This window comes from Mycolicibacterium duvalii (assembly GCF_010726645.1).
Classification (GTDB): Bacteria; Actinomycetota; Actinomycetes; order Mycobacteriales; family Mycobacteriaceae; genus Mycobacterium; species Mycobacterium duvalii.
The window spans coordinates 3752749-3770095 of the sequence record NZ_AP022563.1 but is presented as its reverse complement, the minus strand read 5'-3'; the positions used below and the strand labels follow the sequence as shown (position 1 = coordinate 3770095).

The 17347-nt window shown below is 70.4% G+C and carries 11 protein-coding genes and 1 tRNA gene; 10 read left to right on the top strand and 2 right to left on the bottom strand.

Translation table 11 applies throughout. The annotated features are described in order from the left end of the window. The first annotated feature begins 29 nt into the window (after positions 1–29). The 3 genes from G6N31_RS17675 to G6N31_RS17665 all read left to right on the top strand — a co-directional run bounded on the left by G6N31_RS17675 (position 30) and on the right by G6N31_RS17665 (position 3143). Positions 30–124 (top strand) — tRNA-Sec (locus tag G6N31_RS17675). A 65-nt stretch (positions 125–189) separates the two neighbouring features. After that, the gene (gene selA / locus G6N31_RS17670) at positions 190–1470 is read left to right on the top strand and encodes an L-seryl-tRNA(Sec) selenium transferase (protein ID WP_098005785.1); all 1281 of its coding nucleotides are present in this window, start codon (positions 190–192) and stop codon (positions 1468–1470) included. Further along, positions 1458–3143, top strand: coding sequence for a selenocysteine-specific translation elongation factor (locus G6N31_RS17665; protein WP_098005787.1), 1686 nt, complete (start codon positions 1458–1460; stop codon positions 3141–3143). The genes selA and G6N31_RS17665 overlap by 13 nt, the downstream gene beginning before the upstream one ends. Here G6N31_RS17665 and G6N31_RS17660 read toward each other — a convergent pair. Further along, complete coding sequence (locus G6N31_RS17660) at positions 3137–4147, bottom strand: TerC family protein (protein ID WP_098005789.1); 1011 nt, start codon at positions 4145–4147, stop codon at positions 3137–3139. The two genes, G6N31_RS17665 and G6N31_RS17660, sit on opposite strands and share 7 nt — an antisense overlap. 82 nt (positions 4148–4229) lie before the next feature. On the opposite strand from G6N31_RS17660, the gene fdh reads away from it, so the two are divergent. The 3 genes from fdh to nrfD are packed head-to-tail and all read left to right on the top strand — an operon-like array spanning position 4230 to position 9351. Next, on the top strand, positions 4230–7514 hold the full coding sequence (gene fdh / locus G6N31_RS17650; protein WP_179964198.1) for a formate dehydrogenase: 3285 nt from the start codon (positions 4230–4232) through the stop codon (positions 7512–7514). Further along, positions 7511–8413 (top strand): 4Fe-4S dicluster domain-containing protein, encoded by a 903-nt coding sequence (locus G6N31_RS17645; RefSeq protein ID WP_098005793.1) that lies wholly within the window; start codon positions 7511–7513, stop codon positions 8411–8413. The genes fdh and G6N31_RS17645 overlap by 4 nt, the downstream gene beginning before the upstream one ends. Further along, on the top strand, positions 8410–9351 hold the full coding sequence (gene nrfD, locus G6N31_RS17640) for an NrfD/PsrC family molybdoenzyme membrane anchor subunit (protein WP_098005795.1): 942 nt from the start codon (positions 8410–8412) through the stop codon (positions 9349–9351). The genes G6N31_RS17645 and nrfD overlap by 4 nt, the downstream gene beginning before the upstream one ends. Here the strand turns inward: nrfD and G6N31_RS17635 are convergent. Next, positions 9348–11126, bottom strand: coding sequence for a thiamine pyrophosphate-requiring protein (locus G6N31_RS17635; protein WP_098005796.1), 1779 nt, complete (start codon positions 11124–11126; stop codon positions 9348–9350). The two genes, nrfD and G6N31_RS17635, sit on opposite strands and share 4 nt — an antisense overlap. 90 nt (positions 11127–11216) lie before the next feature. On the opposite strand from G6N31_RS17635, the gene G6N31_RS17630 reads away from it, so the two are divergent. From G6N31_RS17630 to G6N31_RS17615, 4 genes are all read left to right on the top strand, one after another. Further along, positions 11217–12584, top strand: a complete 1368-nt coding sequence (locus G6N31_RS17630; RefSeq protein ID WP_098005798.1) for a WS/DGAT/MGAT family O-acyltransferase — start codon at positions 11217–11219, stop codon at positions 12582–12584. 69 nt (positions 12585–12653) lie between these two features. After that, entirely contained in the window at positions 12654–14171 is a 1518-nt protein-coding gene (locus G6N31_RS17625) for a serine/threonine-protein kinase (RefSeq protein WP_098005800.1), read from the top strand. Positions 14172–14297: 126 nt separating this feature from the next. Further along, positions 14298–15443, top strand: a complete 1146-nt coding sequence (locus G6N31_RS17620; protein ID WP_098005801.1) for a serine hydrolase domain-containing protein — start codon at positions 14298–14300, stop codon at positions 15441–15443. A gap of 149 nt (positions 15444–15592) precedes the next feature. Beyond that, entirely contained in the window at positions 15593–17323 is a 1731-nt protein-coding gene (locus tag G6N31_RS17615; protein ID WP_098005802.1) for a VanW family protein, read from the top strand. The last annotated feature ends 24 nt before the right edge of the window (positions 17324–17347 follow it).

Below are 17347 nucleotides of genomic sequence, written 5' to 3'. Positions count from 1 at the left end.
GCCCTGCCATGATGGAGACCATGGGTCAGGGAGGCGTATCCGGTCTGGTGACCGGCACGGTCTTCAAAATCGCTGAGCGGCAGATCCTGTCGCTGGCGGGTTCGATTCCCGTCCGCCTCCGCCACCCCTCCCCCCGCGATTTCGGCGTGGTTATCGACGCTGAGCGCACACAAACACGCCGAAATCGCTATGGGTGACCCGCGGCGGCGGGTGCCGCGCACCGATGCGCTGCTGGCCGACCCGCGGCTGGCGAAAGCCGCCGAGCGGCTGGGCCGCACGCTGGTCAAGACGGTGATCGCTGACGCGCAGCAGCGCGCCCGGGCCGGGGAGATCGCCCCCGAGCAGGTCGCCGACCACGCCGTCGCGGCGCTGCCGGTCAGCGCCGCCACGCTGCGGCCGGTTATCAACGCCACCGGCGTGGTGGTGCACACCAATCTGGGCCGCGCGCCGCTGTCGCGGGCGGCGCTCGACGCCGTGCACACCGCCAGCGGCGCCACCGACGTCGAGTTCGACCTGGCCACCGGTCGCCGGGCCCGCCGCGGCCGGGGGGCGCTGGCCGCGCTGGCGCAGGCCGTGCCGAGCGCCGGCGGGGTGCACGTGGTCAACAACAACGCCGCCGCGCTGCTGCTGACGGCGATGACGCTGGCCCCGGGCAAGGAGATCGTGGTCAGCCGCGGCGAGCTGATCGAGATCGGCGACGGGTTCCGGCTGCCCGAGCTGATGGCCTCGGCCGGGGCGCGCATCCGTGAGGTCGGCACCACCAACCGCACGCACCTACGCGACTACACCGACGCGATCGGCCCGGACACCGGGTTCGTCCTCAAGGTGCACCCGTCGAACTACCTGGTGAGCGGATTCACCGCCGCGGTGCCGATCAACGAGCTGGCTCGGCTGGACGCTCCACTGGTGGTCGACATCGGCTCGGGCCTGCTGACGCCGCACCCGGTGATGCCCGACGAACCCGACGCGACGACCGCCCTGCGCGATGGCGCCGACCTGGTCACCGCGAGCGGGGACAAGCTGCTCGGCGGCCCGCAGGCCGGTCTGCTCTTCGGCACCGCCGAGGTGATCGAACGGTTGCGCCGCCATCCCGCCGCGCGGGCACTGCGGGTGGACAAGCTGACCCTGGCCGCTTTGGAGGCGACGGTGGTCGGTCCACCGACGCCGGTCGCGCAGGCGCTGGACGCGGACGTCGACGGGCTACGGGAGCGGGCTCGGCGGCTGGCCGCGCAGCTGCCGCAGGCCGACGCGGTCGACTGTGTGGCCGCGGTCGGGGGTGGGGGCGCGCCGGGGGTCGAATTGCCCAGCGCCGCAATCAGTCTGCCCGAGACCTACGCCGCGCCGCTACGGGTGGGGACGCCGTCGGTGGTCGGCCGGATCGAGGACGGCCGCTGTCTGCTGGATCTGCGCACGGTGGCACCCGACGACGACGACGCGCTGCTGGAGGCCGTTCGGGCGTGTTCGTCGTAACCACTGCCGGCCATGTCGATCACGGCAAATCCACTCTGGTGCACCGGCTTACCGGGATGTGGCCGGACCGGCTGGCCGAGGAGCAGCGGCGCGGGCTGACGATCGACCTCGGCTTCGCGTGGACGACGCTCGAGGACCGGCAGATCGCGTTCGTCGACGTGCCGGGCCACGAACGGTTCGTCGGCAACATGCTGGCCGGGGTGGGGCCGGTGCCGGCAACGATGTTCGTCGTTGCCGCGACCGAAGGCTGGATGCCGCAATCCGAGGAGCACTACGCGGCGCTGCAGGCGCTCGGGGTGCGCCACACGATGGTGGTGATCAGCAAGGCCGACCTCGCCGACCCGGGCCGCACGATCGCGCAGGTGCGGGAACACATTCCGGGCGTCCCGGTGGTGCTCGGCACCGATATGGCCGCGGTACGCAGGGAACTCATGCGGCTCACCGACCGGCTGCCGGCGCCGGACCCGGACGCCGACGTGCGGCTGTGGGTGGACCGGGCCTTCACGGTGCGCGGCGCGGGCACCGTGGTGACCGGCACGCTGACGGCGGGCACGCTGCGAGTCGGCGACGACCTCGAACACGACGGCCGACGGGTCACCGTGCGCGGCCTGCAGTCGCTGGGCGACGACCACACCGAGGTCTCGGCGGTGGCCCGGGTGGCGGTGAACCTGCGTGGGGTGGACCGGCAAGCGATCGGCCGCGGGGACACGGTACGCACCCCGGGCGCGTGGCTGGACACCAGCGAGGTCGATGTCGCGCTGCGCCGGGCCGACACGTTGCACGAACAACTGGTGCTGCACGTCGGCGCAGCCGCGGTGCCGGTGCGGGTGCGACCGCTCGGCGACGCCGCGGCCCGGTTGCGGTTGTCCCGGCCATTGCCTTTGCGCCTCGGCGACACCGGCCTGCTGCGCGACCCCGGCGAACACCGCATCGCCGCCGGCGTCGAAGTGCTCGACGTCCGACCACCCGCACTGCGCCGGCGCGGGGCCGCCCGTGCCCGCGCCGCGCAACTGGCCACCGGCCGCGTGCCGCCCCCGGTCTGCGCACGCGTAACGGAGTTGCGTGCCATGGGTTTCGGCGTCGACGGCACCCGGGTCGGGGAGTGGGTCGTCGACCCGGCGTGGTGGGACGCCCGGCGCGACGCGGCCCGCCACGCGGTGCAGCACTGGTCGGCTGACCACGACGTCGCCGCGGGCATGCCGATGGAGACGCTGCGTCAGCAACTTGAGCTGCCGGCGGTCGAGCTGGTGGCGCCGCTGCTCGACGGCACCGGACTGCAACTGGCCGGCGGGCGGGTGCGCCGGCCCGGTGAGCAGCTGCCCGAGCGGGTCGACGCGGCGGTGCGCCAGATCGAGGCGCGGCTGGCCGACGAACCGTTCCGCGCCCCGGAGGCCGACGAACTGAGCGCGCTCGGTCTCGGTGCGAAGGAGCTGGCCGCGGCGGTGCGCGCGGGGCGGCTGGTCAAGATCGCCGACGGGGTGGTGCTGGGCCGCGACGTGCACGACCGGGCCGCCGCGGCGCTGGCCGGCCTGGCGCCTCCGTTCACTGTCGCCGAGGCCAAGCGGGCGTGGGACACCACCCGCCGCGTCGCGGTGCCGCTGCTGGAAAGCCTGGACGCGAAACGGGTCACGCGCCGAAACGCCGACGGCACCCGGGTGCTCGACGCTCACTGAGAGCCGTCGGTCTGCTCCTTGGGCTTGGTGGCGCGCAGCGAGCCGGGGTGGGCCTTGGCGGTCGGGTCGCGGCGCGTCTTGATCAGGCTGGCGACGGTCACGATGGTCAGGATCACCACGATGACCACCAGGCTCAGGTAGGTGTCCACCTCGGGGATGCTCGGGTTGATGTCGACGTGGGCCCAGTGCAGCACCAGCTTGACCCCGATGAAGGCCAGGATGATCGACAACCCCGTCGACAGGTACACCAACCGGTCCAGCAGGCCCTTCACCAGGAAGAACAGCGCCCGCAGGCCGAGCAACGCAAACGCGTTGGCCGCGAAGACGATGTAGGGCTCGCGGGTGATGCCGAACACCGCGGGGATCGAGTCCAGCGCGAAGAGCAGGTCGACGCTGCCGATCGCGATGAGCACCGCCAGCAGCGGAGTCGCCACCTTCCGCCCGTTGTCCCGGGTGAAGAGCTTGCCGCCGTCGTACTCGTTGCTGATGGGGATGAATCGCCGCGTCGCGCGAATCATGATGTTGTTCTCGATGTCCGGGTCCTCGTCGCGGTGCCGGAACAACTGGATCGCGGTCCAGATCAGCAGGATGCCGAACAGCAGGAACATGAACGAGAACAGCGAGATCAGCGTCGCGCCCAGCGCGATGAAGATCGCGCGCATGATCAGCGCCAGGATGATGCCGAAGGTCAGCACCTTGTGCTGGTGTTCCTCGGGCACCGCGAAGGTGGCCATGATGATCACGAAGACGAACAGGTTGTCGACCGACAGGCTCTTCTCGACGATGTAGCCGGCGAAGTACTCGGTGCCCGCATTGGTGCCGTAGGCCCACAAGAACCACAGCCCGAAGCCGATGGCGACCGCGATGTAGAACACCGACCACGCCGTCGCTTCCCGGAATCCGACCTTGTGCGGCCGCAGTGCCGCCAGGATCAGATCCACCGCCAACAGTCCGATGATCACGGCGACGGTGACGACCCAGGTCAACGGGCTGATCTCGAGCATTCTCCATTTGTACCTGAGCCCACCGGGTTGACGGGGTCTGTAGCGGGTACCTTGAGCAGCGAGGCAGACGAAGGTGGACGGGTTGGACATCAGGAAGCTGTTCGAATCGTGGCCGGTGTATCGGCAGCTCACCGGCGGCGACAAGCTCGGGCGTGGCCGGGCCGCGCAGAGCCCGCGGTCGCTGACGTTGACGCCGCGCACCGTCGACGCCGACCGCGTGGTCAAGTCGGTGTGTCCGTTCTGCGCGGTGGGGTGCGCGCAGAACGTCTACGTCAAAGACGGCACGGTCACCCAGATCGAGGGCAACCCGGACAGCCCGATCTCGCGAGGGCGGTTGTGCCCCAAGGGTTCTGCGAGCAAGCAGCTGGTCACCGGACCGCAGCGGCTCACCACGGTCAAGTACCGTCCGCCCTACGCCACCGAGTGGCAGGAGCTCGACCTCGACACCGCGATGGACATGGTCGCCGACCGCGTCCTCGACGCGCGGGAGAAGGGCTGGCAGCAGTTCGACGCCGACCGGCACACGCTGCGCCGAACCCTGGGCATCGCCAGCCTGGGCGGCGCGACGCTGGACAACGAAGAGAACTACCTGATCAAGAAGTTGTTCACCGCACTGGGCGCGTTGCAGATCGAGAACCAGGCCCGTATTTGACACAGCGCCACGGTTCCCGGTCTGGGAGCTTCCTTCGGTCGCGGCGGGGCGACGGACTACCAGCAGGATCTCGTCAACTCTGACTTCATCGTCATCATGGGCTCGAACATGGCCGAAGCGCACCCCGTCGGCTTCCAGTGGGTGATGGAGGCCAAGGCCCGCGGCACCACGGTCGTGCACATCGACCCGCGGTTCACCCGCACCAGCGCGCTGGCCGACCAGCACGTGTCGCTGCGCGCCGGCAGCGACATCGCGTTCCTGGGCGGGGTGATCAACTACATCCTCAGCAAGGAGCTCGATTTCCGCGAGTACGTCACCGCCTACACCAACGCGTCGTTCCTGGTCGACGAACGGTTCACCGACACCGAGGAGCTCGACGGCCTGTTCAGCGGGTACGACCCGGAGACCGCCTCCTATGATCCGGCGACCTGGGCCTACGAGACCGAAGAACATCAGGGCAAAGACGCCGACACCGAACGCGGCTCCGAGGCCAAGGAGCGGGCCGGCCCGGATCAGCAGGGCTCCGGCGGCGCCCCGATCGAGGTGACGCCCACCGGCTTCAAGACCGACCCGACTCTGCAGCACCCGCGGTGCGTCTACCAGATCCTCAAGCGCCACTTCGCCCGCTACACCCCGGAGATGGTGGAGCGGGTGTGCGGGGTGCCGGCCGAGCAGTTCAGCCGGATCGCGCAGGCCTGGGCGCAGAACTCGGGGCGTGAGAAGACCGCCGCGCTGGTCTACAGCGTCGGCTGGACCCAGCACTCGGTGGGCGCCCAGTACATCCGGGCCGGGTCGATCGTGCAGCTGCTGCTGGGCAACATCGGCCGGCCCGGCGGCGGCATCATCGCGCTGCGCGGGCACGCCAGCATCCAGGGGTCGACCGACGTGCCGACGCTGTTCAACCTGCTGCCCGGGTATCTCGCGATGCCGCGCGCCGGGCACGAGACGCTGTCGGACTATCTGCACGCGATCAAGGGGGAGAACCAGAAAGGGTTCTGGGGCAACGCCGACAGCTACATGGTGTCGCTGCTCAAGGAGTACTGGGGCGACGCGGCCACCGCCGACAACGACTACTGCTTCGACTATCTGCCGCGCATCAACGGCGACCACGGCACCTATCGCACCGTGATGGACATGGTCGACGGCAAGGTGTTCGGCTACTTCCTGCTCGGGCAGAATCCGGCGGTGGGGTCGGCGCACGGCCGGCTTCAGCGCCTCGGCATGGCCAACCTGGACTGGCTGGTGGTGCGCGACCTGGTCGAGATCGAGAGCGCGAGCTTCTGGAAGGACTCACCGGAGGTGGAGACCGGGGAGATCACTCCGGAGACCTGCCGCACCGAGGTGTTCCTGTTCCCGGCGGCCTCACACGTCGAGAAGGCCGGCACCTTCACCCAGACCCAGCGCATGCTGCAGTGGCGCGACCAGGCCGTCGAACCGCCCGGCGACGCCCGCTCGGAGCTGTGGTTCTTCTACCACCTGGGCCGGATCCTGCGCGAGAAGCTCGCCGGGTCCAGCGACGAGCGGGACCGCCCGCTGCTGGACTTGTTCTGGGACTACGCGATGGACGGCGACGAGCCGTCCGGCGAGGACGTGCTGCGCCGGATCAGCGGGGTGGATCTGACGACCGGCCGCGCGGTCAGCGGCTACACCGACCTCAAGGCCGACGGCTCCACGTTGAGCGGCTGCTGGATCTACAGCGGGGTGTACGCCGACGAGGTCAACCAGGCCGCGCGGCGCAAACCGCACACCGAGCAGGGCCCCTACGACAACGAGTGGGGCTGGACGTGGCCGCTGAACCGCCGCGTGCTCTACAACCGGGCGTCGGCCGATCCGCAGGGCCGGCCGTGGAGCGAACGCAAGAAGCTGGTCTGGTGGGATTCCGAGAAGAGCGAGTGGACCGGCCACGACGTCCCCGACTTCGAGAAGACCAAGCCGCCGGACTACCGGCCGCCGCAGGGCGCGTCGGGGGTGGAGGCGCTGCGCGGCGACGACCCGTTCGTGATGCAGGCCGACGGCAAGGGCTGGTTGTTCGCGCCCAACGGGGTGCTCGACGGGCCGATGCCCACGCACTACGAGCCGCACGAGTCGCCGATCCGCAACTCGCTCTACGCCCAGCAGGGCAACCCGGCGCGCAAAGTGTATGGGCGCGCGGACAACCCGTCGAACCCGTCGCCGCCGGAGTCCCACCACGAGGTGTTCCCGTTCGTGCTGAGCACCGCGCGGCTGACCGAACACCACACCGCGGGCGGCATGAGCCGGCAGCTGCCGTACCTGTCGGAGCTGCAGCCGGCGTTGTTCGTGGAGGTCTCACCGGCGCTGGCGAAGGAACGCGGGCTCGAGCATTTGCAGTGGGCGCATGTGGTCACCAGCCGCACCGCGGTGGACGCCCGGGTGGTGGTCACCGACCGGATGCGCCCGCTGCGGGTGGAAGACCATGTCGTGCACCAGATCTGGATGCCCTACCACTGGGGCGGCAACGGTCTGATCGACGGGGACATCGTCAACGACCTGTTCGGGGTGGTGGCCGACCCCAACGTGTTCATCCAGGAAAGCAAGGTGACCACTTGCGACATCCAGCCGGGCCGGCGCCCGCGCGGCCCGCTGCTGCTGGAATACGTCGGCATGTATCGCGACCGGGCGGGTATCACCGTGCACACCGGCACGACGCTGGACACCACCGAGCCGGCGGGTGACCACTCCGAGGAGACGCCATGAGCGCCAACAGCTTTTACGGTCCACTGGAGGATCCGGCCGCCGACGCCGGCTACGAGGGGCACCCGCCGCGGGTCGGCTTCTTCACCGACACGTCGGTCTGCATCGGCTGCAAAGCCTGCGAGGTGGCGTGCAAGGAATGGAACGACGTGCCGGTCTCCGGGGATGGGGACGGGTACAACCTGCTGGGCATGTCGTTCGACAACACCGGTGAGCTGGGCGCCAATTCGTGGCGACATGTCGCGTTCATCGAGCAGCCTGCCCGTCAGACAGAAGACCTCGGCATGCCCGGCTTCGAACGGCCCGGCGAGGCGCTGCCCGCCGAGACCCGCCAGGACTTCCGTTGGCTGATGAGCTCGGATGTGTGCAAGCACTGCACCCACGCGGGATGCCTGGACGTCTGCCCGACCGGCGCGCTGTTCCGCACCGAATTCTCCACTGTGGTTGTGCAGCAGGACATCTGCAACGGCTGCGGCTACTGCGTGTCCGGCTGTCCGTACGGGGTGATCGAGCGGCGCGAGGGTGACGGCCGGGCCTGGAAGTGCACGCTGTGCTACGACCGGCTGCACGACGGCCTGGAGCCCGCGTGCGCGAAGGCCTGCCCGACCGATTCGATCCAGTTCGGCGTGCTCGACGAGCTGCGCGAGCGCGCGGCGCTGCGCGTAGAGGAACTGCACGAGCGCGGGTTCACCGAGGCGCGGCTCTACGGGCACGACCCCAACGACGGCGTCGGCGGCGACGGCGCGTTCTTCCTGCTGCTCGACGAGCCGGAAGTGTATGGGCTGCCGCCGGATCCGGTGGTGCCCACCCGCGACGCGGGTGCGATGTGGCGCTACGCGGGGATGGCCGCGTCGGCGTTGGTGGGGCTGACGGTGTCGGCGTTCCTGGGGCGGCACAGGTGAAAGAACAGCTGGCCGTCCCGAAAGCCGAGTTCCGGTCCTACTACGGCCGGCAGATCCTCAAGCCTCCGGTGTGGGACTGGAAGATCGCGGCCTACTTGTTCAGCGGCGGCCTGTCGGGAGGTTCGGCGCTGCTGGCCGCCGGGGCGGACCTGACCGGGCGGCCGCAGCTGCGCAAGGTGTCCAGGCTCGGCGCGCTGGCCAGCCTGCTGGCGAGCATGTACTTCCTGATCTTCGATCTCGGCCGGCCCGAACGGTTTCACCACATGCTCCGGGTGGCCAAGCCCAGTTCGCCGATGAGCATGGGCACCTGGATGCTCGGCGCGTACGGGCCGGGCGCGGGGGTGGCCGCGGTGGCCGAGCTGATGCCGCGCCGGCTGCGGCGCACCCGGCTCGGGACGCTGGTCACCCGGCTGGCCCGCCCGGCCGGTCTGGAGGCCGCCGCGGTGGCCCCCGGCGTCGCGTCCTACACCGCGGTGTTGTTGTCGCAGACCGCGGTTCCGGGCTGGCGCGAGGCGCACCGGTTTCTGCCGTTCGTGTTCGTCGGTTCGGCCGCGGCCAGCGGCGCGGGCCTGGGCATGCTGCTGGCGCCGGTGGCCGAGACCGGCCCGGCGCGACGGCTGGCGGTCACCGGCGCCGCGCTGGAGGTGGCGGCGTCGCGGACCATGCAGCACCGGATCGGCCTGGCCGGCGAGACGTACACCACCGGCCGGGCGCACACGCTGCGCACGTGGTCGGAGATCCTGACTGTCGGCGGCGCGGTCGGTGCGGCGGTGTCGGGCCGCCGGCGGGGGGCGGTCGCGACCTCGGGTGCGGCGCTGCTGGCCGGCAGTCTGCTGCAGCGGTTCGGGGTGTTCGAAGCCGGCGTGGCCTCGACGAAGGACCCGAAGTATGTGGTGGTGCCGCAGCGCGAGCGGCTCGACGCCGCGGCGGTGACTTAACGCTCGTGGTCGCCGGTTTCGGCGCTGCGTTGCCGGTCGACGCGGTCCCGCGCGGCCTTGCCGTCGGCCTCGCCGGCCAGCGCGCCGTACACGGTGTCGGCCTTGGCGTCGGGCATCAGCGGCGGCAGCAGCGGCGTGGCGGCGTCCACCACCGCTTCGATCACCACCGGATGGGCGGCCTCGAACGCGCGCTGCCACGCGATGGTGGCCTGGGCGGAGTCGGTGACCCGGATTCCGCCCAGGCCGAGCAACTCGGCGTAGTCGGCGTACGGGAACGACGGAACATCCTGTGACGCCGGGAATCTCGGGTCGCCTTCCATCTCGCGCTGCTCCCACGACACTTCGGACAGGTCACCGTTGTGCAGCACCAGCACCACGAAGCGGGGATCGTCCCACTGCTGCCAGCGCTCGGCGATGGTGATCAACTCCAGCAGCCCGGACATCTGCATCGCGCCGTCGCCGACCAGCGCGACGACGGGCTTGTCGGGGGCGTCGAGTTTGGCGGCGATGCCGTAGGGCAGCGCGCACCCCATCGACGCCAGATAGCCCGACACGTGGGCGGGCACCGCGGGCGGCAGCCGCAGGTGCCGGGCATACCAGTAGGTAGCCGAGCCGACGTCGACGGCGACGCGGGCGTTGCCCGGCAGGTACTCCGACAGTTCGCGGACCACGAACTCGGGGTTGGCGTGCACCGTCTGCTCGCGGCAGCGTTGTTCGGCCAGCGCCAGCCACGTTCCGGTCCAGTGGTGGATCTGGTGTTCCCAGGTGTGGTCTGTGTTGTGGTCGAGCAGCGGCAGCAGGTCGAACAGTGCCTGGCGCGCGTCTCCGCTGACCGCGACCTCGACGGGGTACTTGGCGCCGAGCACCCGCGGTTCGATGTCGATCTGGACGGCGCGAGCCTGCCCGGGCGCGGGATAGAACTCGGTCCACGGATCGTTGCAGCCGACGATCAGCAGGGTGTCGCAGTGTGCCATCAGCTCCGAGCTGGCGGTGGTGCCCAGATGTCCCATCACCCCGGTGTGCCAGGGCAGCGACTCGTCGAGCACCGGTTTGCCCAGCAGCGACGTCGTCGCCCCGGCGCCCAGCGCATCGACCACCGCGGCGATCTCGTCAGCCGCACCGGCCGCGCCGCGGCCCACCAGCAGCGCGACCCGGCGCCCGGCGTTGAGCACCTCGGCGGCCGCGCGGATCTGTTCCGGCGGCGCGGTGATCCGGGGTCGCGCCGACGTCGCGGTGGACGGCACCACGCCGTGGCTGTGCGGAAGCTCGTCGGGCATCTCGGCCTTCTGCACGTCGTGCGGGATGATCAGACACGTCGGGGTGGACGTGGCGATCGCGGTGCGCATCGCGTTGTCCAGTGCGGTCAGCGCCTGCTCGGGCGCGAACACCGTCTGCACGTACTGCGCGCAGACGTCCTTGAACAGCGCATGCAGGTCCACTTCCTGCAGGTAGCCGCTGCCCAGCGCAGTGCTCACCACCTGCCCGACGATCGCGACGACGGGCCGGCGGTCCAGCTTGGCGTCGTAGAGCCCGGCCAGCAGGTGGATCGCGCCGGGCCCCTGGGTGGCCAGACACACCCCGACCTCGCCGCTGTACTTCGCGTGCCCGCACGCCGCGAACGCGGCGAGCTCCTCATGCCGGGTCGCCACGAAGTCGGGACCGTCGGCGCGGCGCAGCGCGCCCAGCAGGGTGTTGACGCCGTCTCCGGCGTATCCGAACACCCGGCTGACCTCCCACTCCTGCAGGCGGGCGATCAGGGCGTCGGCGACGTTCATGGCGGCTCCTCAGGTCGTTCGGTGCGGCTACCCGGGGGCAGGGCCGGGTAACCCGTTTGGCGGAGTCGGCGATGCGGGTAACTCGGATGGGTGGAGCGGCTCAGTGGTCTGGATGCGGGTCTTCTGTACAGCGAATCGGCGACGGTGCCGCTGCACGTGTGTTCGGTGCTCGAGCTCGACACCTCGACGGTGCCTGGCGGGTACAGCTTCGAGCGCTTCCGCGACGAGCTTGCCAAGCGGATCCCCGCGTTGCCGGAATTTCGCACGAAGCTCGGTGACAGCGGCCTGAACCTGGACCACCCGGTATGGGTGGAGGACAACGACTTCGAGCTGTCGCGCCACCTGCACCGGGTCGCGGTGCCGGCGCCCGGCGGACGCGAGGAGCTGGCCGAGGTGTGCGGCCAGATCGCGGCGGTGCCGCTGGACCGCGGCAAACCGCTGTGGGAGTTGTGGGCGATCGAAGGCACCGGCGAGGACCGGCTGGCGGTCATGGTCAAGGTGCATCACGCCGCGGTCGACGGGGTGTCGGCGGCCAACCTGCTCGAGCAGCTGCTCGACGTCGAACCCGACGCACCGCCTCCGGCCCCGGTCGACGGTCCCGGCACCCCTTCTGCGCTGCAGATCGCCGCCGACGGGTTCGTCCGGTTCGCGACGCGGCCGCTGCAGCTGGCCCGGACGATCCCCGACACCGCTGCGTTGCTCGCCAAGACGGTCGGCCGCGCGGTCACCGGCCAGGCGATGGCCGCGCCGTTCTCGGCGCCGACGACCCGGTTCAACGCGCAGCTGACCGCCGAGCGCGCCATCGCACTCGCGCAGCTGAACCTCAACGACGTCAAGAAGGTCAAGGAGAGCTGCGGGGTCAAGGTCAACGACGTCGTGATGGCGCTGTGCTCGGGGGCGCTGCGCGGCTTCCTCGACGAGCTGGACGAGCTGCCGGACAAACCGTTGATCGCGGTGGTGCCGGCGTCGGTGCACGGACAGTCCGACCGGCCGGGCCGCAACCAGCTCTCGGGCATGTTCTGCAATCTGCACACCGACCTCGACGATCCTTGGGAGCGGTTGCAAACCATCGCGGAGTCCGACCGTCGCGCCAAGGACCACAGCGCCGCGCTGGGCCCGACGGTGTTCGTCGACCTGGCCCAGAGCATCTCGCGGGCGGGTTTCTCCTGGCTGCTCGGGCTGTTGGCGCGCACCCCGCTGGCCAGCACCACGATCCACAACGTGGTGATCTCCAATGTGGCCGGCCCGCCGACCACGCTGTACAGCTGCGGGGCCCGGGTCGAGGCGCTGTATCCGCTGGGCCCGATCTTCCACGGGTCTGGGCTGAACATCACAGTGATGTCGCTGGGCGACTCCCTTAACGTGGGCATCATCTCGTGCCCGACGCTGGCCGGTGACCTGTGGGATCTCGCCGATCGCTTTCAGACCGAGCTGGACGCGCTGCTGCGGCGTTGCTGACCCGGCGGTTAGGGGGCCGCGGGATGCGGGAAACCTATCGCCCGGCAGGCGACGACGGAAGGACGGCATGTGAGCTCGACGAAGGGTGGCGCTCGGCTGGGCACCCGGTTCGGGCCCTATGAGCTGCAGTCGCTGATCGGCGTCGGGGGCATGGGCGAGGTGTACCGCGCCTACGACACCGAGCGGGAACGCATGGTCGCGATCAAGCTGCTGCGACCGGAGATGGCCGCCGACCCGAGCTTTCAGCATCGGTTCCGCCGAGAGTCCCGGGTCGCCGCGCGGCTGCAGGAACCGCACGTCATCCCGGTGCACAACTTCGGTGAGATCGACGGCGTGCTCTACATCGACATGCGGTTGGTGGAGGGCGTCAGCCTCAAGGAGGTGCTGCGCCGCGACGGTCCGCTGCCGCCGGCGCGGGCGGTGGCGATCCTGCGCCAGGTGGCCGCGGCGCTGGACGACGCGCACGCCAACGGCCTGGTGCACCGCGACATCAAACCCGAGAACGTGCTGCTGACCGCTGACGACTTCTGCTACCTGGTCGACTTCGGCATCGCGCACGGCGGCGGCGAGGCCTCGGTGACGTCGACCGGCCTGGTGGTCGGGTCCAGCGCGTACATGGCGCCGGAGCGCTTCAGCGGGGAGCGTGGCGGCCCGGCCTCGGACATCTACTCGCTGGCGTGTCTGCTCTACGAGGCGCTGACCGGCCGGGCGCCCTATGACGCCGGCGATCTGCGGCAGGTGATGAGCGCCCACATGTTCTCCCCGCCGCCGCGGCCGAGCATCATGCGCCGTGGGGTGCCCCGCACCTTCGACGACGTCGTCGCACGCGGGATGGCGAAGACCCCGGATGCCCGCTATCCGTCGGCCGGCGAGCTGGCGCGGGCGGCGTCCGCGGCGGTGTCCGCCCCGGCGGCCCCGGCTCCCGCTCCGTCACCGCCGGCTGAGCCGCCGCGGTCGACACGGCAGTTCTCCCGGGTGTATCCCAACCCGGCGGAGACCGGGTACGCGCCGTATCCGCCGGCGCCCACCCCGCCGCCGGCCCCGCGGCCGGCGCGGCGCTTCGGCCCGGGCCAGGTCGGCTTGATCGTCACCACGGTGGCCCTGCTGGCCGCGGCGTTGGTGCTGGCGCTGGTGCTGGTGTTCAGCAGCGGGGACACCGGTTCCTCGACAGCGCGATCGCCCCTGGCTCCGGCACCGACGTCGGATACGCCGACGTCCTCGTCACCGACGACCTCCCGCCCCGGTGACGGCGAGGGCATCTCCGGGGTGTCGGGCACCGATTCGCAGGGCTTCGTGGGCCACACCGCCCGCTGCGACTCCTCCAGCGAGCCGGCGGCCGCGATCCGGACATCGCTGTCGCTGGCGATCATCTGCGAGACCTCCGACGGCGACTACTACTACCGCGGCGAGCGGCTGCGCGACGGCGCCAACATTCGGCTGGAGAACGCGCGCCGCTCCGGCGACGGCTTCGTCGCCGTGAACCCCGACGACGGCGCGCGCTACGACGTACAGCCCGACCAGCTGACGATCTCGAGCCGCGGCAGCGTGGATTCCGCCGAGCCGGCGCTGGAGTACGGCCCGAGCTAGTCGGTTCTCGTTGAGTCTGCGCTGACGGTGCGGTTCGCTTCGCAAGTTGCCACCCTGGACGCAGTCTCGATCCGGCGGTCGCGATGATGCGATGATGGCTGCTGTCGAAGGCAGAGGAGTCTGAGGATGGCGTTCGAACGAATCGACGAGCTTCTCCACAACGCGACCGCCGGCGGGGCGCTGCACGGTGTCGCCGCCACGGTGGTCGACCGCGACGGCGTGCTGTACCAGGGTGCCGCGGGAGATGCCAAGCCCGACAGCATGTTCCGTAACGCGTCGATGACCAAGGCCGTCGCGACCACCGCGGCGCTGCAGCTCGTCGAACAGGGACGTATCGACCTGGATGCGCCCGTCGCGTCGATCGTGCCCGAGTTCGGGGAGCTGCAGGTGCTCGAGCGCTTCGAGGGCCGCGAGCCGGTGCTGCGGGCCCCCAGGACCCAGGCCACGGTCCGGCATCTGATGAACCACACCGCCGGCTGCGGCTACCACTTCCTCAACGAGAAGCTCTACGCCTACTGCAACGAGAAGGACTTCCCGCATCCGCTGTCGGGCGTCAAGCAGAGCCTCAGCGCGCCGCTGGTGCACGACCCCGGCACGGTGTGGGAATACGGCGTCAGCACCGACTGGCTCGGCATGGTCGTCGAGGCGGTCAGCGGCCAGACGCTGGCCGACTACCTCGCCGAGCACATTTACCGCCCACTGGGCATGACCGACTCGACGTTCGACCCGAGCGACGAGCAGCGCGCCCGCTTGCTGCCCATCCGGTTCCGGGCGCCCGACGGCAGCCTGGTGCCCACCGACCTGGACCTGCCGGCCCAGCCGGAGTGGGACGCCGCCGGCCACGGGTCCTACGGGACGGTGGCCGACTACGGCCGGTTCGTGCGGGCCTGGCTCAACGGCGGCGAGCTCGACGGGGCGCGCATCCTCAAGCAGGAGACGGTCGAGCTGGCGCTGCGTGATCACCTCGACGGGGCGCCGCTGCCGAAGGGGATGGAGCCGACCATCCCCGAGCTGGCCCGTCCGGTCGAGCTGCTCGACGTGCCGCAGGGCTGGGGCCTGGGCTTCCACCTGTACCTGGTCGACCTGCCCGGCATGCGCAGCGCCGGCTCGGCCGACTGGTCGGGACTGTTCAACAGTTTCTTCTGGATCGACCGCAAGGCGGGCATCGGCGCGGTGATCGCGACGCAGCTGCTGCCGTTCTTCGACGACAAGATGGTCGCGACGATCCTGGGCTTCGAAGCGGCGGTCTACGCCGAACTCGCCTCGGCCTGAGTCCCGGCGGCGCGCGCGGCATGACGTCGCCGTGACGCCGAGGATCTGGAAAAGAGCCGCCAGATGTCGAATCGCTACGCTGGCGTCAGTGCGCTGCGCGCCGACGTGTGCAAGAACAGCGCGAGCGATGAGTTGAGGATCGAACAGTCATGCGGGCCGACAGAGCGCAACCACAGGTCATTGCCGCGACCGCGCCGGCCGAACCCCCGAGATCCCGCCGTCGACGGCGTCTGTTGGCCGTCCTCGCCACACCGTTGGTGTTGCTGATCGGCGCCTACCTCGGTGACCTGCTGTACAGCAAAGACAGGGTGGTCCGGGGAGTGACCGCTGCAGGCGTGCCCATCGGCGGTCTGACGCTGCGCGACGCGGAGCAACGGTTGCGCGCCGAGGTCACCCCGCGAACAACCCAACCCATCCCCGTCACCGCCGGCGCCGAGCGCAGCACCATCGACCCGACGTCGGCCGGTCTGTCCGTCGACTGGCACGCCACCGTCGACGCCGCCGGCGACCAACCCCTGAACCCGTTCACCCGCCTCTCATCGTTCTTCACCTCGCGGGAGATCGGCGTCGTGTCCACCGCCGACGACGAGGCACTCACCGCCGCCCTCGGGCAACTGGGGGCCGACGTCGCCCAGGATCCGGTCGAGGGCACCGTGCGCTTCGAGGGTCGCGAACCCGTCGCGATGCCTCCGGAGGCCGGCCGCCGGCTCGACATCGACGCCGCCGCCGAACTCCTCAAGCGCGACTGGGCCACCGGCGGCACAGTGGATCTGCCCGTCGTGGAATTGGATACCCGCACAACGGCGTCCGACGTCGAGGCTGCCATCGACGACATCGCCGCGCCGGCGGTCTCTGCGCCGGTGGTCATCAACGGTGACGACGACACCCGGGCGATCATCGACGAGGACGTCATCGCTGCAGCACTGTCGTTCGACGTCGAGGACGGCGACATCGTGGCGACCGTCGACGAGACCGTCATCGCCGACGTGGCCAGGCCCCAGCTCGCCGGGTCCGAGACACCTCGGCGCGACGCGACCATCGACTTCGCGGTGTCCCCGCCGGTGAAGGTGCCGTCACAGGACGGCCGTCGCATCGACTATGACCAGACCCTCGCCGACCTGATGGACGTGCTGACCGACACCACCGATCGCGAGCTCGCGGCCGTGTATGTGGACGAGCCCGCGACGTTCACCACCGCCGACATCGAGGCGCTCGGTCCCGTCCAGGTCATCGGCGAATTCCAGACGTCGGGCTTTGCCGGTGACTCGGGTGTCAACATCAAACGCGCCGCGGGCGCCATCGACGGCCTCGTCGTCGCGCCCGGCGAGACGTTCAGCCTCAACGGCGCCACCAACCCGCGCACCGCCGCCAACGGCTATGTCGAGGCCGGCATCATCCTGAACGGCAGGCCGGACAGCGGCGTCGGGGGAGGCGTGTCCCAGGTGGCCACCACGCTGTTCAACGCGGCGTACTTCGCCGGCATGGAACTCGTCGAGCATCAGGAGCACAGCTACTACATCAGCCGCTATCCGGCGGGCCGGGAGGCCACCGTCTTCGGCGACGCCATCGACGTCAAGTTCCGCAACGACGGACCGACCCCGGTGCAGATCCGGACCACCTGGACATCGTCGTCGATCACGGTCGAGGTGGTGGGGATCAAACGCTACGAGGTGACGTCGGCGCAGAGTGCGCGGTCGGCGCCGACGAGCCCCAGGACGATCACCATCCCGGAAGGGGAGTCGTGCAGCGCCAGCAGCGGCGCACCGGGATTCACCATCACCGACACCCGCACCCTGCGCGACATCGCCACGGGCGAGACTCGCCGAGAGTCCCACACGGTGCGTTATGACCCGATTCCCAAGGTGGTGTGCGGAGGTTGACGGTCTTTTCCGCGTGTTTCGCCG

Bases quoted from the DNA above. Each gene is read 5' to 3' on its own strand.
- G6N31_RS17660 (WP_098005789.1), bottom strand. From the start codon at position 4,147: ATGCTCGAGATCAGCCCGTTGACCTGGGTCGTCACCGTCGCCGTGATC.
- G6N31_RS17615 (WP_098005802.1), top strand. From the start codon at position 15,593: ATGCGGGCCGACAGAGCGCAACCACAGGTCATTGCCGCGACCGCGCCG.
- G6N31_RS17635 (WP_098005796.1), bottom strand. From the start codon at position 11,126: ATGAACGTCGCCGACGCCCTGATCGCCCGCCTGCAGGAGTGGGAGGTC.
- G6N31_RS17620 (WP_098005801.1), top strand. From the start codon at position 14,298: ATGGCGTTCGAACGAATCGACGAGCTTCTCCACAACGCGACCGCCGGC.
- selA (WP_098005785.1), top strand. From the start codon at position 190: ATGGGTGACCCGCGGCGGCGGGTGCCGCGCACCGATGCGCTGCTGGCC.
- G6N31_RS17645 (WP_098005793.1), top strand. From the start codon at position 7,511: ATGAGCGCCAACAGCTTTTACGGTCCACTGGAGGATCCGGCCGCCGAC.